This window comes from Pseudomonas sp. NPDC090233 (genome assembly GCF_044772285.1).
Lineage (GTDB): Bacteria > Pseudomonadota > Gammaproteobacteria > Pseudomonadales > Pseudomonadaceae > Aquipseudomonas.
The window spans coordinates 281,254-306,930 of sequence record NZ_JBIVYQ010000005.1 but is presented as its reverse complement, the minus strand read 5'-3'; the positions used below and the strand labels follow the sequence as shown (position 1 = coordinate 306,930).

General features: G+C 62.5%; 22 protein-coding genes and 7 tRNA genes. 24 read left to right on the top strand and 5 right to left on the bottom strand.

Annotation, left to right across the window (positions count from 1 at the left end):
- Positions 1–13: 13 nt before the first annotated feature.
- The 11 genes from fabF to ACIQUF_RS15920 all read left to right on the top strand — a co-directional run bounded on the left by fabF (position 14) and on the right by ACIQUF_RS15920 (position 9,600).
- Positions 14–1,258 (top strand): beta-ketoacyl-ACP synthase II, encoded by a 1,245-nt coding sequence (fabF, locus tag ACIQUF_RS15970; protein WP_403133022.1) that lies wholly within the window; start codon positions 14–16, stop codon positions 1,256–1,258.
- Positions 1,258–2,073, top strand: a complete 816-nt coding sequence (gene pabC / locus ACIQUF_RS15965; protein WP_403133019.1) for an aminodeoxychorismate lyase — start codon at positions 1,258–1,260, stop codon at positions 2,071–2,073. Before fabF ends, pabC begins: the two co-directional genes overlap by 1 nt.
- A gap of 4 nt (positions 2,074–2,077) precedes the next feature.
- Complete coding sequence (gene mltG, locus ACIQUF_RS15960; protein WP_403133017.1) at positions 2,078–3,241, top strand: endolytic transglycosylase MltG; 1,164 nt, start codon at positions 2,078–2,080, stop codon at positions 3,239–3,241.
- Between the two features lie 9 nt (positions 3,242–3,250).
- Complete coding sequence (tmk, locus tag ACIQUF_RS15955; protein WP_403133014.1) at positions 3,251–3,883, top strand: dTMP kinase; 633 nt, start codon at positions 3,251–3,253, stop codon at positions 3,881–3,883.
- On the top strand, positions 3,876–4,862 hold the full coding sequence (locus ACIQUF_RS15950) for a DNA polymerase III subunit delta' (RefSeq protein WP_403133012.1): 987 nt from the start codon (positions 3,876–3,878) through the stop codon (positions 4,860–4,862). The genes tmk and ACIQUF_RS15950 overlap by 8 nt, the downstream gene beginning before the upstream one ends.
- A gap of 30 nt (positions 4,863–4,892) precedes the next feature.
- Complete coding sequence (locus tag ACIQUF_RS15945; protein ID WP_403133009.1) at positions 4,893–5,678, top strand: TatD family hydrolase; 786 nt, start codon at positions 4,893–4,895, stop codon at positions 5,676–5,678.
- Between the two features lie 444 nt (positions 5,679–6,122).
- A complete protein-coding gene (locus tag ACIQUF_RS15940) occupies positions 6,123–6,758 on the top strand; it encodes a TetR/AcrR family transcriptional regulator (protein ID WP_400683149.1) in 636 nt (211 codons plus the stop codon).
- A gap of 107 nt (positions 6,759–6,865) precedes the next feature.
- Positions 6,866–7,834 carry a GTP 3',8-cyclase MoaA gene (locus tag ACIQUF_RS15935; protein ID WP_403133006.1) on the top strand — a complete coding sequence of 323 codons (969 nt, stop codon included), beginning with the start codon at positions 6,866–6,868 and terminating at the stop codon, positions 7,832–7,834.
- A 65-nt stretch (positions 7,835–7,899) separates the two neighbouring features.
- Positions 7,900–8,505, top strand: coding sequence for a DUF4823 domain-containing protein (locus ACIQUF_RS15930; protein WP_400799018.1), 606 nt, complete (start codon positions 7,900–7,902; stop codon positions 8,503–8,505).
- Between the two features lie 10 nt (positions 8,506–8,515).
- Complete coding sequence (locus ACIQUF_RS15925; RefSeq protein WP_403133004.1) at positions 8,516–9,076, top strand: DUF1285 domain-containing protein; 561 nt, start codon at positions 8,516–8,518, stop codon at positions 9,074–9,076.
- 107 nt (positions 9,077–9,183) lie between these two features.
- A complete protein-coding gene (locus ACIQUF_RS15920; protein WP_403133002.1) occupies positions 9,184–9,600 on the top strand; it encodes a cupin domain-containing protein in 417 nt (138 codons plus the stop codon).
- A 57-nt stretch (positions 9,601–9,657) separates the two neighbouring features.
- On the opposite strand, the gene ACIQUF_RS15915 is transcribed toward ACIQUF_RS15920, so the two are convergent.
- Both ACIQUF_RS15915 and ACIQUF_RS15910 read right to left on the bottom strand, forming a co-directional pair.
- Positions 9,658–9,733, bottom strand: a tRNA-Asn gene (locus ACIQUF_RS15915).
- A gap of 74 nt (positions 9,734–9,807) precedes the next feature.
- A complete protein-coding gene (locus tag ACIQUF_RS15910; RefSeq protein WP_403132999.1) occupies positions 9,808–11,004 on the bottom strand; it encodes an amino acid aminotransferase in 1,197 nt (398 codons plus the stop codon).
- A 287-nt stretch (positions 11,005–11,291) separates the two neighbouring features.
- On the opposite strand from ACIQUF_RS15910, the gene uvrB reads away from it, so the two are divergent.
- Complete coding sequence (uvrB, locus tag ACIQUF_RS15905) at positions 11,292–13,307, top strand: excinuclease ABC subunit UvrB (RefSeq protein ID WP_403132996.1); 2,016 nt, start codon at positions 11,292–11,294, stop codon at positions 13,305–13,307.
- Positions 13,308–13,390: 83 nt separating this feature from the next.
- Here the strand turns inward: uvrB and ACIQUF_RS15900 are convergent, their stop codons facing one another.
- Complete coding sequence (locus ACIQUF_RS15900) at positions 13,391–14,881, bottom strand: MDR family MFS transporter (RefSeq protein ID WP_403133558.1); 1,491 nt, start codon at positions 14,879–14,881, stop codon at positions 13,391–13,393.
- Between the two features lie 49 nt (positions 14,882–14,930).
- Positions 14,931–15,986 (bottom strand): HlyD family secretion protein, encoded by a 1,056-nt coding sequence (locus tag ACIQUF_RS15895; protein WP_403132993.1) that lies wholly within the window; start codon positions 15,984–15,986, stop codon positions 14,931–14,933.
- Between the two features lie 143 nt (positions 15,987–16,129).
- Between ACIQUF_RS15895 and gltX the strand changes: the two genes are divergently transcribed.
- From gltX to ACIQUF_RS15835, 12 genes are all read left to right on the top strand, one after another.
- Entirely contained in the window at positions 16,130–17,611 is a 1,482-nt protein-coding gene (gene gltX, locus ACIQUF_RS15890; RefSeq protein WP_400799035.1) for a glutamate--tRNA ligase, read from the top strand.
- A 233-nt stretch (positions 17,612–17,844) separates the two neighbouring features.
- Positions 17,845–17,920 (top strand) — tRNA-Ala (locus ACIQUF_RS15885).
- 72 nt (positions 17,921–17,992) lie between these two features.
- Positions 17,993–18,068, top strand: a tRNA-Glu gene (locus ACIQUF_RS15880).
- Positions 18,069–18,121: 53 nt separating this feature from the next.
- A tRNA-Ala gene (locus ACIQUF_RS15875) sits at positions 18,122–18,197 on the top strand.
- A 42-nt stretch (positions 18,198–18,239) separates the two neighbouring features.
- Positions 18,240–18,315, top strand: a tRNA-Glu gene (locus tag ACIQUF_RS15870).
- 65 nt (positions 18,316–18,380) lie between these two features.
- A tRNA-Ala gene (locus ACIQUF_RS15865) sits at positions 18,381–18,456 on the top strand.
- A 42-nt stretch (positions 18,457–18,498) separates the two neighbouring features.
- A tRNA-Glu gene (locus ACIQUF_RS15860) sits at positions 18,499–18,574 on the top strand.
- Between the two features lie 174 nt (positions 18,575–18,748).
- Positions 18,749–19,288 (top strand): TetR/AcrR family transcriptional regulator, encoded by a 540-nt coding sequence (locus tag ACIQUF_RS15855; protein WP_403132990.1) that lies wholly within the window; start codon positions 18,749–18,751, stop codon positions 19,286–19,288.
- Positions 19,289–19,304: 16 nt separating this feature from the next.
- On the top strand, positions 19,305–20,138 hold the full coding sequence (locus ACIQUF_RS15850; RefSeq protein WP_403132988.1) for an alpha/beta fold hydrolase: 834 nt from the start codon (positions 19,305–19,307) through the stop codon (positions 20,136–20,138).
- 43 nt (positions 20,139–20,181) lie between these two features.
- On the top strand, positions 20,182–20,616 hold the full coding sequence (locus ACIQUF_RS15845) for an acyl-CoA thioesterase (RefSeq protein ID WP_403132986.1): 435 nt from the start codon (positions 20,182–20,184) through the stop codon (positions 20,614–20,616).
- A 51-nt stretch (positions 20,617–20,667) separates the two neighbouring features.
- Positions 20,668–21,639 carry a tRNA dihydrouridine synthase gene (locus ACIQUF_RS15840; protein WP_403132985.1) on the top strand — a complete coding sequence of 324 codons (972 nt, stop codon included), beginning with the start codon at positions 20,668–20,670 and terminating at the stop codon, positions 21,637–21,639.
- 237 nt (positions 21,640–21,876) lie between these two features.
- Positions 21,877–22,320, top strand: coding sequence for an Hsp20 family protein (locus tag ACIQUF_RS15835; RefSeq protein WP_403132982.1), 444 nt, complete (start codon positions 21,877–21,879; stop codon positions 22,318–22,320).
- A gap of 45 nt (positions 22,321–22,365) precedes the next feature.
- Here ACIQUF_RS15835 and ACIQUF_RS15830 read toward each other — a convergent pair whose 3' ends face one another.
- The gene (locus ACIQUF_RS15830) at positions 22,366–25,662 is read right to left on the bottom strand and encodes a PAS domain S-box protein (protein WP_403132980.1); all 3,297 of its coding nucleotides are present in this window, start codon (positions 25,660–25,662) and stop codon (positions 22,366–22,368) included.
- Positions 25,663–25,677 lie beyond the last annotated feature (15 nt).

Sequence of the window (25,677 nt, the reverse complement as noted above, 5' to 3'; positions counted from 1 at the left end):
AAAGGAGAGTACTGTGTCGCGTAGACGCGTCGTGGTCACCGGTATGGGTATGCTGTCGCCACTGGGTACCGATGTACCGAGCACCTGGCAGGGCATTCTGGCTGGCCGCAGTGGCATTGGTCCGATCGAACACACGGACTTGACTGCCTACTCCACCCGTTTCGGCGGCTCGGTGAAGGGCTTCGAGGTCGAGCAATACCTGTCGGCCAAGGAGGCTCGCAAGCTTGACCTGTTCATTCAGTACGGGCTGGCGGCCGGGTTCCAGGCGGTGCGTAATGCCGGTCTGGAAGTCACCGACGCCAACCGCGAGCGTATCGGCGTGGCCATGGGCTCGGGCATTGGTGGCCTGACCAATATTGAAGAAACCAGCCGTACCCTGCACGATCAAGGTCCGCGGCGCATTTCGCCGTTCTTCGTGCCGGGTTCGATCATCAACATGATCTCCGGTTTCCTGTCGATTCACCTGGGGCTGCAGGGGCCGAACTACGCCATTGCCACCGCCTGTACCACTGGCACTCACTGCATCGGCATGGCTGCGCGCAACATCGCTTACGGTGAAGCCGATGTGATGATTGCCGGCGGCGCCGAAATGGCTGCCTGTGGCCTCGGCATGGGCGGCTTCGGTGCTTCGCGCGCGCTGTCGACCCGCAACGACGAGCCAACCCGTGCCAGCCGTCCGTGGGACAAGGGCCGTGACGGCTTCGTGCTGTCCGACGGCGCGGGTGCGCTGGTGCTGGAGGAACTGGAACACGCCCAGGCCCGTGGCGCGACCATCTACGCAGAGCTGATCGGTTTCGGCATGAGCGGTGACGCCTACCACATGACGTCGCCACCCGACAGCGGTGAAGGCGCCGCGCGCTGCATGGCCAACGCCCTGCGCGATGCCGGCATCCAGCCGGATGCGGTGAGCTACATCAACGCCCACGGTACGTCGACCCCGGCCGGCGACATCGCCGAAGTCGCGGCGATCAAGCGTGTGTTCGGCGAGCACGCCTACAAGCTGGCGGTCAGCTCGACCAAGTCGATGACCGGCCACCTGCTGGGCGCCGCCGGTGCGGTAGAGGCGATCTTCAGCGTGCTGGCGATCAACAGCCAGATGGCGCCGCCGACCATCAACCTGGACGAGCCGGACGAAGGTTGCGACCTTGACTTCGTGCCACATGAGGCGCGCAGCATGCCGATCGACGTGGTGCTGTCCAACTCGTTCGGCTTTGGTGGCACCAACGGCTCGCTGGTGTTCCGCCGGTTCGCCGGTTGATGCACAGCTGGATCGACGGCCAGCCTGCGACTGCGGTCAATCTGCAGAATCGCGGCCTGGCCTACGGCGATGGTCTGTTCGAGACCATCGCCGTGCGCGGTGGCCGGCCCAGCTTGCTGGACGGCCACCTGGCCCGCCTGGCCTTGGGCTGTCAGCGGCTGGCTATCGATGTCGACCTGGCGTTGGTGCGCGATGAGATCCTGCGTTATGCCAGCCAGCTGGGTGAAGGTGTCGCCAAGCTGATCCTCACCCGTGGCGACAGCCAGCGTGGTTATGCCCCGGTTGCGGATGCCGCGCCGCGGCGCATCCTCCAGGGCAGCCCGCTGCCCAGCTACCCTGCCGAACATGCCGAGCACGGCGTACGTCTTTTCCCCTGTCAGACTCGGCTGGGGGAACAACCGCTACTGGCCGGCCTCAAACACCTCAACCGCCTGGAGCAAGTGCTGGCCCGTGCCGAATGGCAGGACAGCGAACATGCCGAAGGCCTGATGTGTGACGGGCAAGGCAGGTTGGTCGAAGGCGTGTACAGCAATCTTTTCCTGGTGCGCGACGGCGTGCTGCTTACCGCTGATCTCGGCCGCTGCGGTGTTGCCGGGGTGATGCGTGGCGCCTTGCTGGAGCAGGCGCAGGCACTGGCAATCCCGGTTCAGGTGCGTGACGTGCCGTTCGACGAACTGGCGCAGGCGCAAGAAGTATTCGTCTGCAACAGTGTCTACGGTGTATGGCCTGTGCGGGCATTTGCCGCGCTGAACTGGTCGCCAGGCCCACTCACTCGTAAACTGCAGGCCGTTGCCCGTACGTTACTGGATACCTGAATTCGTGAGACGCAAATTCCTGCTGCTGCTGGAAATGGGTTTGATCCTCGCCGGCCTGGCCTTGGGCTGGTCGGCCTGGAAAGTCAACTCGGTGCTGGAGCAGCCCTTGCACGTGACGCAGGAGCGCCTGCTCGACGTGCCCAATGGCACCAACCCCAACCGCATGTTCTATCGCATGCAGAGCGAGGGGCTGCTCGACGACGCCTTCTGGTTGCGCCTCTACTGGCGCTTCAACATGGCCGGTACGCCGTTGAAGACCGGCGAGTACCGCCTCACCCCTGGCATGACTGTTGAAGACCTGTTCGACGCCTGGCGCCGGGCTGATGTGGTGCAGTACAACCTGACCCTGGTCGAGGGCTGGACCTTCCGCCAAGTGCGTTCGGCGATCGCCAAGCACGAAAAGATCAAACACACTCTCGACGGCCTGGCCGATTCGGAGGTCATGGACAAGCTTGGCCATACCGGGGTGTTCCCGGAGGGCCGCTTCTTCCCTGACACCTACCGATTCGTGCGGGGCATGAGCGATGTCGAGCTGCTTCAGCAGGCCTACATGCGCCTGGACGAAGTGCTGGCCAAAGAATGGGCAGAGCGCACCACCGACCTGCCTTATCGCGACCCGTACCAGGCGTTGATCATGGCCTCGCTGGTCGAGAAAGAAACCGGCATCCCCCAGGAGCGCGGCCAGATCGCTGGCGTGTTCGTCCGTCGCCTGCGCCTGGGCATGATGCTGCAGACTGACCCTACGGTGATCTACGGCATGGGCGAACGCTACAACGGCCGGATCACCCGTGCCGACCTGCGTGAGCCGACCCCTTACAACACCTACACCATCAGTGGCCTGCCGCCGACGCCGATTGCCATGGTCGGGCGCGAGGCGATCCACGCTGCACTCAACCCGTCCGATGGCACCAGCCTGTACTTCGTTGCCCGCGGCGATGGCAGCCATGTGTTCTCCGACGACCTCGACGACCACAACTCGGCAGTACGCGAGTTCCAGCTCAAGCGGCGCGCGGACTACCGGTCCAGCCCGGCACCGCAAGCGCAGCCGGATGCCCAGGACATGCCTGCCGAAGGCTCGCCAGAACCGGCTGAGCCCTCCGTTCAGGACCCGGCACCGGCCAGCGAACCTGCCCCGGTCGAAACGCCGGCGCCTGTCGAACAACCTTAAGGACTGCCTGTGAGCGGCTTGTTTATTACCCTGGAAGGCCCCGAAGGCGCGGGCAAGAGCACCAACCGCGACTACCTGGCCGCACGCCTGCGCGAGCAGGGGCTGGATGTTGTGCTGACCCGCGAGCCTGGCGGCACACCACTGGCCGAAAAGGTCCGCGAACTGCTGTTGGCACCAAGCGACGAAACGATGGCGGCTGACACCGAGTTGCTGCTGGTGTTCGCCGCACGCGCCCAGCATCTGGCGCAGGTTATCCGTCCGGCGCTGGAGCGTGGCGCCGTGGTGCTGTGCGATCGCTTCACGGACGCCACTTACGCCTATCAAGGCGGCGGACGTGGCCTGTCAGTCGAGCGCATCGCCACGCTTGAACAATTCGTTCAGGGCGACCTGCGCCCCGACCTGACTCTGGTGTTCGACCTGCCGGTGGAAGTCGGCTTGGCTCGTGCAGCCGCGCGTGGCCGCCTTGACCGGTTCGAACAGGAAGGCCAGGCCTTCTTCGAGGCTGTGCGCCAGGCCTACCTGCAGCGCGCCCAGCGCGAGCCGCAGCGCTACGACCTGCTTGACGCTGCGCAACCACTGGAAGCCGTGCAGCGCGCCATTGACGCGCTGTTGCCGAGCATTCTGGAACGCTGTCGTGGCTGAGGCCTACCCCTGGCAGCAGGCGCTGTGGCAGCAGTTGGCCGGGCGTGCCCAGCATGCCCATGCCTACCTGCTGCATGGGCCGCAGGGTATTGGTAAACGCGCCTTGGCCGAACGGCTGATGGCCCGATTGCTGTGCCAGCAGCCGCAGGGGCTGGATGCTTGCGGGCAGTGCAAATCCTGCCTGCTGCTCAAGGCGGGCAGCCACCCGGACAACTTCGTGCTGGAGCCGGAAGAGGCCGACAAGCCGATCAAGGTCGACCAGGTGCGTGAGCTGGTGTCTTTCGTGGTGCAGACGGCGCAACTGGGTGGGCGTAAAGTCATTCTGATCGAGCCGGTCGAAGCGATGAACATCAATGCCTCCAACGCTCTGCTCAAGAGCTTGGAAGAGCCCTCCGGTGATACCGTTCTGTTGTTGGTCAGCCACCAGCCCAGCCGCTTGCTTCCCACTATCAAGAGCCGCTGCCAACAGGTCACTTGCCCGCCGCCCAGCTCGGTCCAGAGCCAGGCTTGGCTGGCCTCGGCGCTGGCCGATTGCGACGAGGCCGAGCGTGACGAGCTGCTGGCCCTGGCCGCCGGATCGCCGCTGTTGGCGGTGAAGCTGCAGGCCCAGGGCGTGCGCGAACAGCGAGTACTGGTCACCGATGGGGTGAAGAAGTTGCTCAAGCAGCAGCAATCGCCCAGTCAGTTGGCCGAGGCCTGGAGCGGCGTGCCCTTGTTGTTGCTGTTCGACTGGTTCTGCGAGTGGTCGCACCTGACCCTGCGTTATCAATTGACCCAGGACGAGGAGGGGCTAGGCTTGGCCGATATGCGCAAGGTGGTGCAATACCTAGCGCAGAAGAGCCGGCAGGCCAAGGTGCTAGAGGTTCAGGCGTGGATCCTCGAGCAACGCCAGAAGGTGCTGGGCAAGGCCAACCTCAACCGCGTCCTGCTGCTGGAAGCCCTGCTCGCCCACTGGGTGCAGCTGCCGGGTTCCCGCTGATTTTCCATTTCTTCATGTGTGCCGTATCCCATGCTCGTAGATTCCCATTGCCACCTCGACCGTCTTGACCTCAGTGCCCACCAGGGTTCCCTTGATGCTGCCCTGCAGGCGGCGCGCGAGCGCGGTGTCGGGCACTTCCTGTGCATCGGCGTCAGCGCCGAGAACGCCGGTGCGGTGAAGGCCCTGAGCGAGCAGTACGCGGACGTCGACTGCTCGGTGGGCGTGCACCCTCTCGATCTGGCACCCGGCGAAACCCCGGCGCTGGAATGGCTGTTGCGTGAATTGGCGCATCCGCACGTCGTCGCGATCGGTGAAACCGGGTTGGATTACCACTACGAACCGGAAGCCGCCGAGTTGCAGCAGGCCTCGTTCCGCCTGCACCTGGAAGCTTCGCGCCAGACTGGCAAACCGGTGATCGTGCATACCCGTGCAGCCAGGGCCGACACGTTGGCGCTGCTGCGCGAGGCAAACCTGCCTCAGGCCGGCGTGCTGCACTGCTTCACCGAGGACTGGGACATGGCGAAGGCGGCGCTGGACCTGGGTTACTACATTTCGCTGTCCGGCATCGTCACCTTCCGCAATGCCGACGCATTGCGCGAAGTCGCGCGGCAAGTGCCGGCCGACCGGCTGCTGGTGGAGACCGATTCGCCGTACCTGGCGCCGATCCCCTACCGCGGCAAGCCCAACCTGCCGCAGTACGTGCGTGAGGTGGCGGAGTATGTGGCCTCGTTACGGGGCGTGAGTTATGCGCAGCTGGCGGAGCAGACTACTGGCAACTTCAAGCGGCTGTTTCCTTTGGCGCGGGTGGTGGGGTAGGGGCGCCTGGCTGGGGTTTTCCGGTGGTGCTGAAATCGAGCGCCGCCCGCGCGGCGCTCGATCTTGAGAGCGCTATCAATCCATCGCCAGGCACATCCTGCTGCACAAAAAAAACCCGGGTTCTGGGGGAGGAATCCGGGTTAAGACCATTAGGAGTAAAACAAAGGTACGCGGTCCCTGAGCACCTTTATCGGCGCGCCACTTGGGGGGGATGCGCCGCGCCAACACTTCAAGTATTGGTCAGGTTTGGCGCAGTGCCAGTGTTCATTGGTCGTTTTTTAAACAGATTTGGAATACGCCTGCTGTCGCTTCCTTCCTCAAGGCATCTGTACAGCCCCTGCGCTTGCTCGAACTCATCGTGAAACACAGACATGGTTGGATGATCCGTGCAATTTGCTGCAAGTTAGGCATAATAAACCGCTTCAATGTCATCCAGTCCTTCCCATGCAGAAAGAACCTCGTAAGGTCCGTGAGTTTCGCCGTCGCGAACAGGAAATCCTCGATACTGCGCTCAAGCTGTTTCTCGAACAGGGTGAAGATAGCGTCACCGTCGAGATGATCGCCGACGCGGTAGGTATCGGCAAAGGTACGATCTACAAGCACTTCAAGTCCAAGGCGGAGATTTACCTGCGCCTGATGCTCGACTACGAGCGCGACTTGAACGGGCTGTTGCATTCGGCCGATGTCGACCGCGACAAGGAGGCGCTGTCGCGCGCCTATTTCGAGTTCCGCATGCGCGACCCGCAGCGCTATCGGCTGTTCGACCGCCTGGAAGAAAAGGTGGTCAAGGGCAACCAGGTGCCGGAAATGGTCGAGGAGCTGCACAGCATTCGCGCCTCCAACTTCGATCGGCTGACCCAGCTGATCAAAGGGCGTATCAGCGAAGGCAAGCTCGAAGACGTGCCGCCGTATTTCCACTACTGCGCCGCCTGGGCGCTGGTGCACGGCGCTGTGGCGCTTTACCACTCGCCGTTCTGGAGCAATGTGCTGGAGGACCAGGAAGGTTTCTTCCAGTTCTTGATGGATATCGGCGTGCGCATGGGCAACAAGCGCAAGCGCGACCCGGAACCCGCGAACTGAAGCGCCTCGCCCTTTGCGGTTGAAACCGGCATGAAGCCGGGGCTTGCAAAAACCTGAATTTTGAGTCAGGTTTCGCCAGCCCCGATTCATCCATGCCGGAGTCATTCATGATTGTCGATCGTCAAGGCAGGCGTTTTCGCAACCTGCGCGTCAGCCTGACGGCTGCCTGTAATTACGCCTGTAGCTATTGCGTGCCCAATGGCAAGCGTCTGGTGGCGGCACAGGATGAACTGTCGGCAGAGGCGCTGGCGCGCGGCGTGGCCTATCTGATCGAAGCCGCAGGTATCGAACGCCTGCGTATTACCGGTGGCGAGCCCTTGGTCAGCCCGAGGCTTGATGCGTTTCTGGCAGCGGTGGCCAGGCTCGATCTGCAGGACATCTCCCTCACCACCAATGGTCAGTTGCTCTCGCGCAAGCTGCCGCAGTTACAGGCTGCCGGTATCCGTCGCCTGAATGTTTCTCTCGATACCCTCGACTCCTCGGCGTTCCGGCGTATCGCCCGGGGAGGTGACTTGGCCAGTGTGCTTTCCGGCATGCAGCAGGCGAGTGCCATGGGTATGCAGATCAAGGTGAACATGGTGCCCATGCGCGGGGAGAACCTCGATCAGGTGGTGCCCATGCTCGACTATTGCCTGGATCGCGGCTACGAGTTGCGTTTCATCGAATTGATGCGCATGGGCCATCTGGCTCGCGACCCCAACACCTTCTTGCAACAGTTCGTAGGGCTGGATCAGCTGCTGGACCTGATCGGTCGCAAGCATGGCTACCAGCAGGTCGATGCGCCGCTGGATGCCACCGCGCTGCGGTACCAGATTCCGGGCAAGGGCCATTTTGGCGTTATCGCCAACGAAAGCGTGCCGTTCTGCCGCACCTGTTCGCGGTTGCGCCTGTCCTCTACCGGCTGGCTGCATGGCTGCTTGTCGTCGAGCAACCGTCACTTTGTCGGCGACTTGCTCGAACAGCCCCGACACCAGGCGCTTCCCGCATTGCAGCGACTGTTGGTCAAGGCCCTGGCCGACAAGCAGGAGCTGGCGTTTTCCGGCGATGTGATGGTGATGAAGGTGATCGGCGGCTGATCTGGCGCAAAAGCTGCATCCGCCGGCTATTCGCCGGTTTTTCGTCACCGGCCACTGGAGGGAAGATGCGTAGCCTGGTCTTGCCGCTGGCGCTGTTGGCGCTGGGCGGCTGCATGAATGTCAGCGATATGGGCGAGGGCGTCCGTTACCACATGAGCGATGCCGGCCTGCTGGATCACAGCGATACGCGCCGCACCCTGTCGATCCGCCTGCAACCCGATTCGTTCATCTTCATCGGCCAGGGCGCGTTCATGCCACCGAGCAAAGGGCCGGTGCCGAAACAGAACGTGGTGGCCGAGGAGGCCTTCAAGAGCTTCGTCGAGTATTTCCCGTTGGTACGGCGCGCCCAAGGGCCGCTGGGCTTGGAAGAAGCCATTGCCGAGGCACGTGCAGTCGGCGCCGATTATGTGCTGTACACCCGTTTCGCTCGCACCGATGACCGCATCTCCAATGGCGATGAATGGTATGACGAACAGGCGGTCGATCGCCTGGGCTGGGACACCGGCGTGGTGCAGATGATGCTGATTGAAACCAGCACCCGTTACCTGATCGACAGTGCACGCATCAAGAGCCGTGGCGGTTTGTTGACGTTCCACGACAATACGCCTCAGGATTTGCTCGCGGCACCGATGCGCGAGTACGCTCGTAGCCTTCTGGGCATGAGTGAGTGAGGGCAGGGTGATGACGGATTCCGGCAAGGCCAACGATCTACTGGCACAGATCCCCAAGCACAAGGGCCTGCCGCCGGTGCATCTGTGGAATCCGGATTTCTGCGGTGACATCGACATGCGCATCGCCCGTGACGGCACCTGGTATTACCTGGGCACGCCAATCGGGCGCAAACCGATGGTGCGGCTGTTTTCCACGATCATTCGCCGCGATGGCGATGACTACTTCCTGATCACGCCCGTGGAAAAGGTGGGTATTCGCGTCGACGATGCGCCGTTCGTTGCCGTGGCCCTCGATGTGCGGGGCAGTGGCGAGCAACAGGTGCTGACCTTCACCAGCAATGTCGAGGATCAGGTCGAGGCTGGCCCGGCGAATCCTCTGCGAGTGGAGATCGACTCGGTCACTCAGGAGCCATCGCCTTATGTGCTGATGCGCAGCAATCTTGAGGCGTTGATCCATCGCAACGTGTTCTACCAGTTGGTCGAGCTGGCGGTTCCGCGCGATATCGATGGCGAAGAATGGCTAGGCGTCTGGAGTCATGGCACGTTCTATCCCATTGGCCCTAGCGGCTGAGATTGCTGGGCTGCCAAGCGGCCCCCTGCTTTTTCCCTGAATTGGCCGTTTGTCCCGGTTGCCCATGGGCCTAACCTGCTGGCAGACGCCAATCAGGAGAAGCTCCAATGAAAACCTCGATTCTTTCCCTTGCCTTGCTTGTCAGTGTCGGTCTCCTCACGGCTCAGCCCAGCGCCTGGGCGCATGGCGATGTGGCTGACCAGGTCAAGGTCCTGCAAGAGCAGCAACCGAGCAACGCCCCCGGCAAGAAAGCCGTCATGCTCACCGTCAGCTATGCGCCCGGTGAAGCTTCGCCCGCTCACCAGCACCCTGGTGCAGTGATGGCCTACGTGCTCGAAGGGGCGGTGGTCTCGAAGCTCAACGGCGAGCAGGAAAAGACTTACAAGGCCGGTGAGTACTGGTACGAAGCGCCAGGCACCGTGCACAGTGTGTCGCGCAATGCCAGCAAGACCCAGCCTGCCAAGCTGTTGGTGTGGAGCCTGGTGGATGAAGGCAAGGCAGTGACCGAGCAACTGCAGAAATAGTCCGTGCAGAAATGAAAAAACCTCCAGTGCTTGCGCAACTGGAGGTTTTTCAGAATTTGGCTCCGCGACCTGGACTCGAACCAGGGACCCAATGATTAACAGTCATTTGCTCTACCGACTGAGCTATCGCGGAATCTGCGTGCATTTTACTGATTGCCAGCGGCAAGTCAACCCACCCCTGGCAATTCAATCAGCTAAATCAAGCAGTTACAGCACTTCGACGATGGCCTTGGTGACCACGTGGATGTTGCTCTGGTTCAGCGCGGCAACGGCGATACGGCCGGTGTCCAGCGCATAGATGCCGAAGTCGTTCTTCAGGCGTGCCACCTGCTCCACGGTCAGACCCGAATAGGAGAACATGCCCGCCTGGCGGCCGACGAAGCTGAAGTCGCGCTTGGCGCCGTATTCGGCCAGCAGTCTGACCATTTGCTGACGCATGCCGTGGATGCGCTGGCGCATTTCACCCAGCTCGGCTTCCCACATTTGACGCAGCTCGTCGCTGTTGAGCACGGTGGCGACGATGGTCGCGCCGTGGGTCGGCGGGTTGGAGTAGGTGGTGCGGATCACGCGCTTGACCTGCGACAGCACGCGGGTGCTTTCGTCCTTGTTGGCGGTGACGATCGACAGGGCGCCGACGCGCTCGCCGTACAGCGAGAACGATTTGGAGAACGAGCTGGAAACAAAGAACTCCAGGCCCGACTCGGCAAACAGGCGCACGGCGAAGGCGTCTTCGGCGATGCCATCACCAAAGCCCTGGTAGGCCATGTCGAGGAACGGCACGTGGCCCTTGGCCTTGACCACTTCCAGGACGTTTTTCCAGTCGTCCAGGCCGAGGTCGACGCCGGTCGGGTTGTGGCAGCAGGCGTGCAGCACGACGATCGAGCCGGACGGCAGGGCGTTCAGGTCTTCGAGCATGCCGGCACGGTTGACGTCGTTGCTCGGCGCGTCGTAGTAGCGGTAGTTCTGCACCGGGAAGCCGGCGGTCTCGAACAGCGCGCGGTGGTTTTCCCAGCTCGGGTCGCTGATGGCAACCACAGCATTGGGCGACAGGCGCTTGAGGAAGTCGGCGCCGATTTTCAGAGCACCGGTGCCGCCGACGGCCTGCACGGTGACCACGCGGCCGGCGGCCAGCAGTGGCGACTCGGCGCCGAAGATCAGTTTTTGCACAGCCTGGTCGTAGGTGGCGATGCCGTCGATCGGCAGGTAGCCGCGCGAGGCATGCTGGGCGGCACGCTGGGTTTCGGCTTCGATCACGGCGCGCAGCAGCGGAATGCGGCCTTCCTCATTGCAGTACACGCCCACGCCCAGGTTGACCTTGTCGGTACGTGGATCGGCGTTGAATGCTTCGTTGAGGCCCAGAATGGGGTCGCGGGGTGCCAGCTCGACAGCGGAAAACAGGCTCATTGTTACCTTGGCTCTGAATGGAGAGTGATAGGGCGTACACGCTCCAGCCGAATGCACTGAAGCGGTGCACAAACGGGGAGTCAGTATAGTGATACCGACCGGTCACTGCGACAGTGTGGCGCAGCTTTTCCGGCAATTTGCGCAAATATTTTTCAACCATTGGTCGAATTGCCGTGTCCACCGCAATAGGCGCTCACACCTCGACCTTGAATCCGGTCCCAGGCGGGCGCATTTGGGTATAGACTACTGGCTAAATTTACAGTTGCTGCGTTACCGCGAGGTCCGACATGTCCGAGTTCCAGCTCGTCACCCGTTTCCAGCCGGCCGGCGACCAGCCTGAGGCCATCCGCCAGATGGTCGAGGGTATCGAGGCGGGCCTGTCGCACCAGACCCTGCTCGGGGTGACCGGTTCCGGCAAGACCTTCAGCATCGCCAACGTCATCCAGCAGGTGCAGCGGCCTACGTTGGTGCTGGCGCCGAACAAGACCCTGGCCGCGCAGTTGTATGGCGAGTTCAAGGCGTTCTTCCCGAACAACGCGGTGGAATACTTCGTTTCCTACTACGACTACTACCAGCCCGAAGCATATGTGCCGTCGTCGGATACCTTCATCGAGAAGGATGCCTCTATCAATGACCACATCGAACAGATGCGCCTGTCGGCGACCAAGGCGCTGCTGGAGCGGCGCGATGCGATCATCGTCACCACCGTGTCGTGTATCTATGGTCTGGGCAGCCCCGAGACCTACCTGAAGATGGTGTTGCACGTCGACCGTGGCGACAAGCTCGACCAGCGCGCGCTGCTGCGTCGCCTGGCTGACCTGCAGTACACCCGTAACGAGATGGACTTTGCCCGCGCCACCTTCCGCGTGCGTGGAGATGTGATCGACATCTTCCCCGCTGAATCGGACCTTGAAGCCATCCGTATCGAGCTGTTCGATGACGAGGTGGAGAACATCGCTGCGTTCGACCCGCTGACCGGCGAGGTCTTCCGCAAGTTGCCGCGCTTTACCTTCTATCCCAAGAGCCACTACGTCACCCCGCGGGAAACCCTGCTGGAAGCGGTGGACGGCATCAAGGACGAACTCAAGGACCGCCTCGAATACCTTCATCAAGGCAACAAGCTGGTCGAGGCCCAGCGCCTGGAGCAGCGTACCCGTTTCGACCTGGAGATGATCCTCGAACTGGGCTACTGCAACGGTATCGAGAACTACTCGCGCTATCTGTCCGGGCGCCCGGCTGGCGCACCGCCGCCGACCCTCTATGACTACTTGCCCCCGGATGCCCTGCTGGTGATCGACGAGTCACACGTCAGCGTTCCGCAGGTCGGGGCAATGTACAAGGGCGATCGCTCACGAAAGGAAACCCTGGTCGAGTACGGCTTCCGCCTGCCGTCGGCGCTGGATAACCGGCCCATGCGTTTCGATGAGTGGGAGTCGGTCAGCCCGCAGACCATCTTCGTTTCCGCTACCCCAGGGCCCTATGAAGCCGAGCACGCTGGGCGCGTGGTCGAGCAGGTGGTGCGCCCGACTGGCCTGGTCGACCCCCAGGTCGAAATACGCCCGGCGCTGACCCAGGTCGACGACCTGCTGTCGGAGATTCGCAAGCGTGTCGATCAGGGCGAGCGGGTTCTGGCCACCACGCTGACCAAGCGCATGGCCGAAGACCTTTCCGATTACCTGGCCGACCACGACGTCCGGGTGCGCTACCTGCACTCGGATATCGACACGGTGGAGCGGGTTGAGATCATCCGTGACCTGCGCCTGGGCACCTTCGACGTGCTGGTGGGCATCAACCTGCTGCGTGAGGGCCTGGACATGCCCGAGGTATCGCTGGTGGCGATTCTCGATGCCGACAAGGAAGGTTTCCTGCGTTCCGAGCGCTCCTTGATCCAGACCATCGGTCGCGCCGCACGAAACCTCAATGGTCGGGCGATTCTCTATGCCGACCAGATTACTGGCTCCATGCAGCGGGCAATCGACGAGACCGAGCGTCGGCGTGAAAAACAGATCGCCTTCAACGAGGCCAACGGTATCGTGCCCAAGGGCGTGGTCAAAGACATCACCGACATCATGGAAGGCGCCACTGTGCCGGGTTCGCGCAGCAAGAAGCGCAAAGGCATGGCCAAGGCGGCGGAGGAGAGCGCCCGTTACGAGGCCGAACTGCGCACGCCGGGTGAGATCACCAAGCGCATCAAGCAGTTGGAAGAGAAAATGATGCAGTTTGCGCGCGATCTGGAGTTTGAAGCTGCGGCGCAGTTGCGTGATGAGATTACCCAGCTTCGGGAGCGGTTGATTACTTCCTGATGGGTCTTTCCTGAGCCGGCCTCTTCGCGGGCGGTCCGACGTCTCGGCAAGCCCGCGAAGAGGCCGGTAAAGGCAGCCTAAGTTTAATGGGCCTCCCCAGCTTTCAGCCCTTGAGGCAGCTTGCGAGTCAGTAGCACCGCCACCATGCTCACCGCCAACCCGATCCCTACAAAATGGAAAGCGTCGTTGTAAGCCATGATCAGCGCCTGCTGATGCGCAATCTCACTCAACTTGCCCAAGGCCGCATTGTCATTACCCAACCGCTCCGCCAGTTGTGCCAGCCGCTCGGCCACCTGCGGATTGCTCGGCACCACCGCCTCGCGCAGGTAATCGAAATACACCTTGGTCCGCGCATCCAGCAAGGTGGCGAGCAAGGCGATGCCAATGGCGCCGCCGAGGTTTCGCAGAATATTGAACAAGCTCGACGCCGACCCGGCATCCTGCTGCTGGATATAGGCCGTGGCGATTAAAGAAATGGTCACCATGATCATCGGCTGGCCAAGGGCCCTGATAATTTGAATGTGGTTGAACTGCGGCCCGGCAAAGTCGGGGTTGAGCACGCCGGAACCGAAGCTGGCCGCGCCAAACAGGCAGAAGCCGAGCGCGCACAGTATTTTCGGCGACACCACCTTCATCAACTGCGGCACCAGCGGGATGAGGAACAGCTGCGGCACACCCATCCACATGATCACCTCGCCGATCTGCAGAGCGTTGTAGCCCTGGATCTGTGCCAGGTACAGCGGCAGCAGGTAGATCGACCCATACAGCCCGACACCCATACCCAGGCTGGCGATGCTCGAAAGCCCAAAGTTGCGGTTGCCGAGGATGCGCAGGTTGATCAGCGGATGCGGTTTGGAAAACTGCAGAATGACAAAAGTGATCAGGCTGATCAGGGCAATGCTGCCCAAGGCAACGATCAGGTTCGATTCCAGCCAATCCTTGCGGTGGCCTTCCTCAAGGAAAACCTGCAGGCAACCCAGGCCTACGCCCAGCGTGACGATCCCAGCATAATCGGTGCTCTTCAGCAGCTCCCAGTGCGCTTCCTTCTTCTCAAGCCCGTACATCAGGCCGGCGATCATCACCAGGCCAGGCGGGATGTTGATGTAGAAGATGTATTCCCAGCCCCAGTTCTCGGTCAGCCAGCCGCCCAGGGTCGGGCCGATGGAAGGGGCGAAGGTCGCGGTCATGGCGAACATGGCCATGCCTTTGGCGCGGTGGTGTTCGGGCAGCTTGATCAAGGTCAGGGTAAAGGCCAGCGGGATCAGCGCCCCGCCGGTGAAGCCCTGCAGCGCGCGGAACAGGATCATGCTCTCCAGGTTCCAGGCCATCGAGCACAGCAGCGACGAAAACAGGAAACCGGCCGATACCCACACCGCCAGGCGCCTGGCGGACAATAACTGCACCAGCCAGGCGGTCAGCGGAATCATGATGATTTCCGCCACCAGGTACGAGGTGGAAATCCACGAGCCTTCCTCCAGGGTCGCCGACAGCGCGCCCTGGATGTCCTTGAGCGAAGAGTTGGTGATCTGGATGTCCAGCACCGCCATGAAGGCGCCGAGCATCACGCTCATCACCGCAATCCAGTCGCGCCGTGTCGGCTCCCCGGTTGGCCGGAGCAGCTGATCACCGGCCATCGTGGCCTGCATCCTCTGCGCGCAGATCGACGGTAGCGGTCACCGACATGCCTGGGCGAATGCGGCCATGCAACGGATTGTCGGCGGCAAAGGTCAGCTTGACCGGGATGCGCTGCACTACTTTGGTGAAGTTGCCGGTGGCGTTGTCCGGTGGCAGCAGGCTGAACTGCGCGCCAGAGGCAGCGAACAGGCTGTCGACGCGGCCTTCGATCGGCGTGTCGGGGTAGCTGTCGAACACCAATTCAGCGCGCTGGCCTGGCTGCATGTGGCCGATCTGGGTTTCCTTGAAGTTGGCCTGCACCCAGATGTCCTGGTCGGGCACGATCGACAGCAGATAGGCGCCAGCCTGCACCACCTGGCCATTGCGGGCATTGCGCTGGCCGATGATGCCGCTGATTGGGGCGCGAATCTCGCAGCGGGTCAGGTTCAGCTCGGCCTGGGCCAATTCAGCGCGGGCATTGGCGATCTGCGCATCCAGGCGCTTGAGGTCGGCGCTGAGGGCATTGACCTGCTGGCGCTGGCTTTGCAAGTCGGCGCGGGCCTTGTCGACCTGGGAGCCGGCGACGTGGCTTTCCGCTGAAAGGGTGGTGACCTGCTGCTCGGATACGAAACCTGGCTTGCGCAGTTTCTCCACGCGGTTCAGGTCCAGGCGCGAGCGGTCGAACGTCGCCTGGTTGGCGGCGACCTGCGCCTGACCGGCGGCAATCAGGCTGCCCTGCTGGGTCAGCCGGCTTTCTGCCTGCACATGTTCGGCTTCGCGGGTGGCCAGGGCGGCGCGGGCGCGTTCAACAGCCAGTTCGAAGTCGGCGACTTCCAGGCGCACCAGCAGGTCGCCCTTGTTGACATGCTGGTTGTCTTCCACACGCACCTCGTCGATTCGAGCGCCAAGCTGGCTCGAAATGCGCGTGATCTCGCCCTGAACGTAGGCGTTGTCGGTGCTCTCGTAGAAGCGGCCCTTGAAGAACCAGTGGGCGAGGAAGGCGAGGGCGATGATCGCCACCAGGGTGAAGAAGATCAGCAGGCGGCGTTTGAGTTGAGCGGGCATGGGGACTATCGTTCCAGAAATGTAAGCAAATTTAACAGCGACATGGCGCCCGTCCACAAGTGACGTTCGCGCCATTGCTGGAGCCCGGTGCCTGCTCCCTGCTAACATCCCGCCTTTGTTTCATCTTTCGTTCGAGACTCTCCATGACCACCGTACGCACGCGTATCGCGCCATCGCCCACTGGCGACCCCCATGTCGGCACCGCCTACATCGCCCTGTTCAACTACTGCTTTGCCAAGCAGCATGGCGGTGAGTTCATCCTGCGCATCGAAGACACCGACCAGTTGCGCTCGACCCGCGAGTCGGAGCAACAGATCTTCGACGCCCTGCGCTGGCTCGGCATCGAATGGAACGAAGGCCCGGATGTCGGCGGCCCGCACGGCCCGTATCGGCAGAGCGAGCGTGGCGAGATCTACGCCCAGTACGCCAAGCAACTGGTCGACGCCGGCCACGCCTTCTACTGCTTCTGCACCGCCGAAGAGCTGGAGCAGATGCGCGCCGAGCAGATGGCTCGCGGCGAAACCCCGCGCTACGACGGCCGCGCACTGCTGCTGAGCGATGAGGAAGTGCAGCGCCGCCTGGCCGCTGGCGAGCCCCATGTGATCCGCATGAAGGTGCCGAGCGAAGGTATCTGCGTGGTCCCGGACATGCTTCGTGGCGACGTCGAAATCCCGTGGGACCGTATGGACATGCAGGTGCTGATGAAGAACGACGGCCTGCCAACGTACTTCCTGGCCAACGTGGTCGATGACCACCTGATGGGCATCACCCACGTGCTGCGCGGCGAAGAGTGGCTGCCGTCGGCACCCAAGCTGATCAAGCTGTACGAATACTTCGGCTGGGAGCAGCCCAAGCTGTGCTACATGCCGCTGCTGCGTAACCCGGACAAATCCAAGCTGTCCAAGCGCAAGAACCCCACCTCGGTGACCTTCTACGAGCGTATGGGCTTCATGCCCGAGGCGATGCTCAACTACCTCGGCCGCATGGGCTGGTCGATGCCGGACGAGCGCGAGAAGTTCTCCCTGGCGGAAATGGTCGAGCATTTCGACCTGTCGCGCATCTCCTTGGGTGGCCCGATTTTCGACATCGAGAAGCTGTCCTGGCTCAACGGCCAATGGCTGCGTGAACTGCCAGTCGAGGAATTCGCCGCGCGCCTGCAGAAGTGGGCGTTCAACAGCGACTACATGATGAAGATCGCCCCGCACGTGCAGGGCCGGGTCGAAACCTTCAGCCAGGTCGCTCCGTTGGGCGGGTTCTTCTTCGAAGGCGCGCTGAAACTCGACGCCAAGCTGTTCGAAAGCAAGAAACTGTCTGCCGATCAGGTGCGCCAAGTCATCCAGCTGATCCTGTGGAAGCTGGAAAGCCTGCGCCAGTGGGAAAAAGAGCGCATCACCGGTTGCATCCAGGCGGTGGTTGAAGCGCTGGAGCTGAAACTGCGTGATGCCATGCCGCTGATGTTCGCCGCCATCACTGGCCAGGCCAGCTCGGTATCGGTGCTCGATGCCATGGAAATTCTCGGCCCGGACCTGACCCGTTACCGCCTGCGCCAGGCGCTGGACCTGCTGGGTGGCGTGTCGAAGAAAGAAAACAAAGAGTGGGAAAAGCTGCTGGCGAACATCGCCTGATAGCTCTAGGGGTTACCCTGCAGGGGCGGGCGTGCCTGCTTCTGCATGGGAAAACCCGAGAATCATTGGGGCAGGGCGGTAAGTGATTGTTATCTGTGAAAAAACTTTTGAATATTTTCAAAATTTCGTTTGACAGCCCTGCAATCCGATCTTAATATGCGCCCCGTCCACAGCGATGAACGAAAACGAAGCGCCAGGTACTCAGCCGGTGATTCAGTTCAAAGCGACATTGTGGGGCTATAGCTCAGCTGGGAGAGCGCCTGCATGGCATGCAGGAGGTCAGCGGTTCGATCCCGCTTAGCTCCACCAAATTCCGCTTAACAGCCAAGGCTGGTAAGCAAGACCGGGTCCAGCAACCGGGTCTTGAAGGTAAGAAGGTTCGTCCCCTTCGTCTAGTGGCCTAGGACACCGCCCTTTCACGGCGGTAACAGGGGTTCGAGTCCCCTAGGGGACGCCAGTTTTGCACAAGCGATGTTTCAGTATGTCGCTGGGCCGAGAGGCTAGAAATCCGGGGCTATAGCTCAGCTGGGAGAGCGCCTGCATGGCATGCAGGAGGTCAGCGGTTCGATCCCGCTTAGCTCCACCAATTTAGCCAGGGTTCGCAATAGCGAATCTTCGCGAAGGTTACGTCCCCTTCGTCTAGTGGCCTAGGACACCGCCCTTTCACGGCGGTAACAGGGGTTCGAGTCCCCTAGGGGACGCCACTTTTACCCGCGCTTTGCGGGACTTAAAGAGGCTCATTCGCATATTGGATGAGCCTTTTGTTTTCGGGGCTATAGCTCAGCTGGGAGAGCGCCTGCATGGCATGCAGGAGGTCAGCGGTTCGATCCCGCTTAGCTCCACCAATTTAGCCAGGGTTCGCATCAGCGAATCTTCGCGAAGGTTACGTCCCCTTCGTCTAGTGGCCTAGGACACCGCCCTTTCACGGCGGTAACAGGGGTTCGAGTCCCCTAGGGGACGCCACGTTTACCCGCGTTTTGCGGGACTTTAAAGGCTCATTCGCTTATTGAATGGGCCTTTTGTTTTTCTCCCTTCCCTAAAAACATGGCTGCGCCGATGAGTGGCGGCAAATTCTGCTTGCCAAAAAATATGATGAGAATAATATTTCGATCATCATATTTTGGCTGGTGAATGTTCATGAGCGACAAGAAGACCAGAACGCGCGAGCGTATCCTCGAAGCTGCCCGTAGCGCATTGATCCAGCACGGCCCGGCTGAACCGAGTGTCAGCCAGGTCATGGGTGCTGCCGGCCTGACGGTCGGGGGCTTCTACGCCCACTTCGACAGCAAGGACGAACTCATGCTTGAGGCTTTCCGCCAGTTGCTCAGCGAGCGCCGGGCACTGTTGGCCCAGGTTGACCCGAGCCTGGACGGGGCAGGGCGGCGAGCGCTGGTGAGCGCCTTCTACCTGTCGCGCAAGCACCGTGATGCCGAGGTGCATGCCTGCCCGTTGCCCAACTCGATTGGCGAGATGCAGCGCCTGCCGGAGGTGTTTCGCGAGGTGCTGGCCGAGCATATCGAGCTGATGACTGCGGCGATGGTCGATCGCCCGGAAGATGCCGACAAGGCCCTGGCCGACCTGGCCCTGATGATCGGTGGTCTGGCGCTGGCCCGTGCCCTGGGCACCGGCGAGCTGTCCGACCGTATCCTGCGCGCCGCCAAATCGGCGGTCGTTTGAAACCTGGAGCAAGGCGATGACTACCCTCAGCTGGATTCGTGGTGTCAATGGCACCCTCGGCCACCTGGCCCCCGAGCACGTCGCCGGCAAGATGCGCCGTGCGTTCATGACCCCGCGCACGCTGCCACCAAGGGAGTGGGAGCTGCCTCTGCTGGCCAGCGCAGAGCGCGTCACCCTGCGCTTTGGGCTGTCTGCCTTGCGCTGGGGTCAAGGCCCGACGGTGCTGTTGATGCACGGTTGGGAAGGGCGGCCGACCCAATTTGCCGCGTTGATCGAAACCCTGGTGAAGGCTGGGCACACCGTGGTCTCGCTGGAAGGGCCTGGCCATGGCCGCTCGCCGGGTGAGCAAGCGAATGTGGTGCTGTTTGCCCGGGCGCTGCTGGAGGCTGCCGCTGAGCTGCCGCCGCTGCGTGCGGTGATCGGCCATTCGATGGGCGGTGCCAGTGTCATGCTGGCGCTGCAGATGGGGCTGCGTGCCGAAGCCGCAGTGAGCATCGCTGCACCGGCTCAGTTGCTCGGTGTGTTGCGAGGTTTCGCTCGCCACCTTGGCCTGCCAGCACGCGCCAGGGCGGCGTTCATTCGCCAGGTGGAGCGGGACGTCGGTATGCAGATTAACCGCCTCGATGTCAGTGGTTATCAGCTGGAGCTGCCAGGATTGATCGTGCATGCCGCTGATGACACGCTTGTGCCGGCCAGCGAGGCGGAGCTGATCCACAAAGCCTGGTTCGACAGCCGTCTGCTGCGGCTGGAGGCGGGTGGCCACCAGCGCGTGCTGGCCGACCCGCGCGTAAGCGGGGCGGTGCTCGAATTGCTCGAGCGTGCCAGCGCACCCGCGCGGCAAAGCGCTTGAACATCCGATACACTCTGCCCGTTCACTGACATTGGGAGCGGGCATGAGCTGGGACCTGGCAACGCCATTCATCATCGACCTGCGCGTCGGCAGCGAGGACATCGACGGCCTCGGTCACGCCAACAACGCGGTCTACGTCACCTGGCTGGAGCGTTGCGCCTGGCGCCACTCGCAGCGCCTGGGCCTGGACCTGGCTGAATACCGACGGTTGGACCGGGCCATGGCAGTGGTGCGCCACGAAATCGACTACCTCGCCGCCGCCTACGAGGAAGACGAGCTGCAGCTGGCGACCTGGATCATCAACTGGGATCAGCGCCTGCGCATGACCCGGCGCTTCCAGCTCAAGCGCCCGCGTGACGGCGTGACCCTGTTGCGTGCGCAGACCACCTTCGCCTGCATCGAGCTCTCCAGCGGTAAACCCAAGCGCATGCCGGCGGAATTCGTCGACGGTTACGGCCCGGCGCTGATCGGCGCCTGAACTGCCGGCATTTTTTGTTAGACTGCCGCCTTTTCTCGCCGAGACCGCAACATGCAAATTGCCCTGGCCCCGATGGAGGGGCTGGTCGACAACATCCTGCGCGACGTTCTGACGCGCGTGGGCGGCATCGATTGGTGCGTCACCGAATTCATCCGCGTCTGCGACCGCCTGCTGCCCGCTTCCTCCTTCGACAAGCTCGCGCCTGAGCTGCGCCAGGGCGCGCGCACGGCTGCCGGCGTGCCCATGCGCGTGCAGTTGCTGGGGTCCGATCCGGTCTGCCTGGCCGAAAACGCGGCGTTGGCCTGCGAGTTGGGCGCCCCGGTGATCGACCTGAACTTCGGTTGCCCGGCCAAGACCGTGAATAAATCCCGGGGTGGCGCGGTGCTGCTCAAAGAGCCGGAATTGCTGCATGCCATCGTGCGCGAGGTGCGTCGCGCTGTGCCCGCGCACATCCCGGTCACCTCGAAAATGCGCCTGGGTTTCGACAGCCCAGATGGTGCCCTGGATTGCGCCAGGGCCCTGGCCGAGGGTGGTTCAGCGCACTTGGTGGTGCACGCCCGCACCAAGGTCGAGGGCTACAAGCCGCCGGCGCATTGGGAGTGGGTGGCGCGGGTGCAGGACGTGGTCAAGGTGCCGGTGTTCGCCAATGGCGAGATCTGGACCGTGGACGATTGGCGGCGTTGCCGCGAAGTCAGCGGCGCCGAAGACATCATGCTCGGGCGCGGCCTGGTGTCGCGGCCGGACTTGGCCTTGCAGATCGCCGCCGTGCGGGACGGGCGGGACTACCAGCCGATGAGCTGGGAGGCGCTGTTGCCGCTGCTGCGTGAATTCTGGCGCCAGGCCCAGGCCAAACTGTCGCCGCGTTATGCGCCGGGGCGGATGAAGCAGTGGTTGGCGATGCTGACGCGCAGCTATCCGGAAGCGGTGGTGCTGTTTGCCGAGCTGCGGCGTGAGGATAGTTGCCAGCGGATCAGTCAGTTGCTTGGGGTTGAAATGCAGGCATTCGAGGAATGTGTTGCCTGACCTGGCTCTGTGGGAGCGGCTTCAGCCGCGAACACCGGCGATGCCGGTGCCATCCACCGCGTGGCATGCTTTGCGGCTAAAGCCGCTCCCACAGGGTTGGGCGGACTTGCCCGCGAAATCGCAAATTTTTACTTTTCACCCTTGAAAGCCCTCTCCTGAACCCTATTTATTCAGTGCGCGATGCCGAAGTCGGGTCGCGTAATGACTTTACTTGCTGAATTTCAGGAGTTTATGACCATGACCAGCGCTTTCTCTCTCGCACCTCTGTTCCGCCATTCCGTAGGCTTCGACCGTTTCAACGACCTGTTCGAGTCTGCGGCACGTAACGAGGCGGGTAGCAGCTACCCTCCCTACAACGTTGAAAAACATGGTGATGACCACTACCGCATCGTGGTTGCCGCAGCCGGATTCCAGGAGCAGGACCTCGACCTCCAGGTCGAAAAAGGTGTCCTGACCGTCATCGGCGGCAAACGCGAAAACAACGCTGCAGAAGTGACCTATCTGCATCAGGGCATTGCCCAGCGCGCCTTCAAGCTGTCGTTCCGCCTGGCTGACCACATTGAAGTCAAATCCGCCGGGCTGGCCAATGGCCTGCTCAGCATCGACCTGCTGCGCATCGTGCCGGAAGAAGCCAAGGCCAAGCGCATCCCGATCAATGGTGAAAAGCCTGTGCTGAACTAAGTTCGGCGTGATGAACAAAAGGGCACCTTCGGGTGCCCTTTTGCGTTAGTAGTCCGCCGGCGCCTCCAGCAGCATCTGCCTGAACTCAGGCAACGGCAGCGGCCGACTGTGCAGGTAACCCTGATACAGGTGGCACCCCAAACGCTCGAGAAACTCCAGTTGTTCGGTCAACTCCACCCCCTCTGCGATCACTGCCAGGTCCAGGCTGCGCGCCATGGCGACGATGGCGCGGACGATCTCGGCGTCGTTTGGATCCACCGGCGCGTCGCGAACGAAGGTCTGGTCGATCTTCAGTGCGTCCACCGGCAAGCGCTTGAGGTAGGTCAGCGAGGAATAGCCCGTGCCGAAGTCGTCCATGGCGAAGCTCACCCCATAGCGCTTGAGTTCGCGCATCTTGCTGATGGTGTCTTCCAGGTTCTGGATGACGATGCCCTCGGTGATCTCCAGCTTGAGCATCTGCCGTGGCAGCCGGTAATCGTCCAGGCTGCGCAGTACCCGCTCGACGAAGTCGTTCTGGCGAAATTGCCGCGGGCTGATGTTCACGCACAGGCTGAAGTCATCGGCATCGATCAGCCCATCCTCGAGCATGCGTGCACAGGCATCGCAGGCTTCGTCGAGTATCCAGCTGCCAACTTCGAGGATCAGGCCGCTTTCTTCCAATACTTGAATGAACTGCGCCGGCGGTTGCTGCCCCAGTTGTGGGTGATGCCAACGCAACAGTACCTCGGCGCCGACGATGCGGTTGTCGCGGGCATCCACCTGGGGTTGGAAGTGCAGCGCCAGCTCGCCGCGTGCGAGGGCCATGCGCAAGTCGTTTTCCATGCGCAGGCGCTCGCTGGCGGCTTTTTGCATGGTGGTATGGAACAACTGGGTGGTATTGCGGCCCGAATCCTTGGCCCGATAAAGGGCGATGTCGGCGCGCTTGAGCAGGTCGGCAGGGGTGGCGCCATGATCGGGGATCAGTGCCACGCCAATGCTCGGGGTCACCTGCAGGCGCTGGCCGTCCAGCGACATCGGCTCGGCCAGTAGCTCGCGCAGGGTGTCGGCCAGGTCGCGAACCTTGCTCTCGACCGCCTCGCGGCTGCCTTCCAGGCCGCTGAGCAGCACCACGAACTCATCGCCACCCAGGCGCGCCACGGTGTCTTCCAGGCGTACGCTGGCTTCGAGCCGTGCGGTGATGATCTTCAGCACCGTGTCGCCCACCGGGTGGCCGAGCGAGTCGTTGATGTGCTTGAAGTGGTCGAGGTCGAGGAACAGCAGGGCGCCGCGCAGATTGTGCCGGCGCAGCAGGGCGATCTGCTGGCTCAGGCGGTCCATCAGCAGGGCACGGTTGGGCAGGTTGGTCAGCGGGTCGTGGTAGGCCAGATGGCGGATCTGCGCCTGAGCGTTCTTCAGCTGGCTGACATCGCGGGCGGTGAGCAGCAGGCAATCGACTTCATTGAGACTGATTGGCTCGACCGACACTTCCACGGTCAGGATGTCACCACGCTTGTTGCGCCCGAGCATCTCCCGGTGGTGCACCCGGCCGCGCTCTTTAAGCTCGGTGAGCAGGGCGTTGCGCTGTTTGTCGTCAGCCCAGATGCCCAGCTCATAGACGCTGCGGCCAATCACATCGTCGTTGCTGTAGCCGGTCAGTCGGCAGAAGCCATCGTTGACCTCGACGTAACGGCCGCTGCGGCGTTCGGTGATGGTGATGGCGTCGGGGCTGGAGTGAAAGGCCTTGGCGAACTTCTCTTCGCTGGACTTCAGTGCCGCCTCGGAGCGTTGCTGCTGGGTGATGTCGCGCAGGGTGGTGACGCTGCAAGGCTGGTTGTCGACGCTGATCAGCCGGCTGGCGATCACGCAGGTCAGCGGCGAGCCGTCGCGGTGGTTGACCAATACGGCAACGTTGCTCAGGGCCTGCTCGCGGATTACCCGCTCGATGCGCTGGGCGCGTTCGATCGACTCGGCCCACAGGCCGATCTCTTCGGCGGTGCGGCCGATCACCTGCTCTGCGCTCCAGCCGAAGGTCTGGGTGAAGGCCGGGTTGATCTCGATGAACTGGCCGTTGTCCTGGCGGGTCACGCAGATCGGGTCGGGGCTGACCTGGAACAGGCTGGCGAATTTCTCTTCCGAGGCGCTCAGGCGTAGCTCGCGCTCCACCTGATCGGTGATGTCGAGCAGGGTACCCGCCATGCGCAGCGGCTTGCCCTGGTCATCGCGATACAGGCGTGCGCGGCTCTCGATGTAGCGCGAGGCGCCGTTATCCAGCTGCACGCGGTAGGTGATCTGGTAGTTGCCTGCCGGGCCTTCGCGCAGGCTGCGGTAGGCCTGGCGCATGACGTCGCGCTCATCCTCGGGCACACCTTCAAAAAAGGAATCGAACGATTCGTGGAAGGGGATTGGCTCCAGCCCGTGCAATTGCGCCGCGCGGGCCGAGCCGTAAAGCATGCCGCTGGGGATGTGCCAATCCCAGGTGCCCAGCTGCGCCGAGTCCAGGGCCAGGTCGAGGCGTTCCTGACTGTCCTTGAGTGCCTGCTCGGCGCGTTTGCGCTCGGAGGTGTCGACGAAGGTGCTGAGCAGGAAGGTCACGCCTTCCAGTTCGATGGCCTGGGTGCACAGGATGCCGTCGTGGAGCTTTCCACTGCTGGCGCGGAACTGCACCTCCAGAATCGCCGGGCCGCCGCTGGCGCGCAGTGCTTCGAGCACCTGGTGGCGTTGCTCGGGGTTTACCCACAGGCCCAGTTCCAGGCTGGTCTTGCCGATCACCTGGTCGCCTGGCCAGCCGAACATGTCTTCGAAGTGCTGGTTGACCTCGAAGATCATGCCGTCATTGCGGCGGGTGAGCAGGATCGCGTTGGGGCTCAGGTGAAACAGCGTGGCGAAGCGCTTCTCCGAGTTGATCAGCGCGGTTTCCCGTTCGCGCTGGCGGGTGATTTCGCGGATCACCCCGATCATCTGCGGCCGACCCTGGCGATCGTGGGTCAGGCTGCCGTTGATTTCCAGCCAGTGCAGGCTGCCATCCGGCCAGCGGATGCGATGGCGCATGGCTTTTTCGGCGGGCTCGCCGTTGACCACCGCCTGGAACAGCTGGCGAGTGCGGGCGCGGTCCTCTTCCGGCAGCAGGTCGAGGTAGTCAATGTCCTTGGGCATGGGGCGCTCGGGGTCGAAGCCGAACAGCGCCTGGGTGCCGCGCGACCAGCTCACCCGGCCACTGTCGATGTCCCACAGCCAGGCGCCCAAGCGTGCGCCGTTGAGCGCGGCCAGCAACTGCGGGGCGTTCTGCCAGGCCTGTTCCGACTCTTGAGGGTCGGCCGCAGGGATACGCGGCAGGCGCGGAAAGCGGTTTGCGGATTTGGGCATTGGTACCAGACCTTT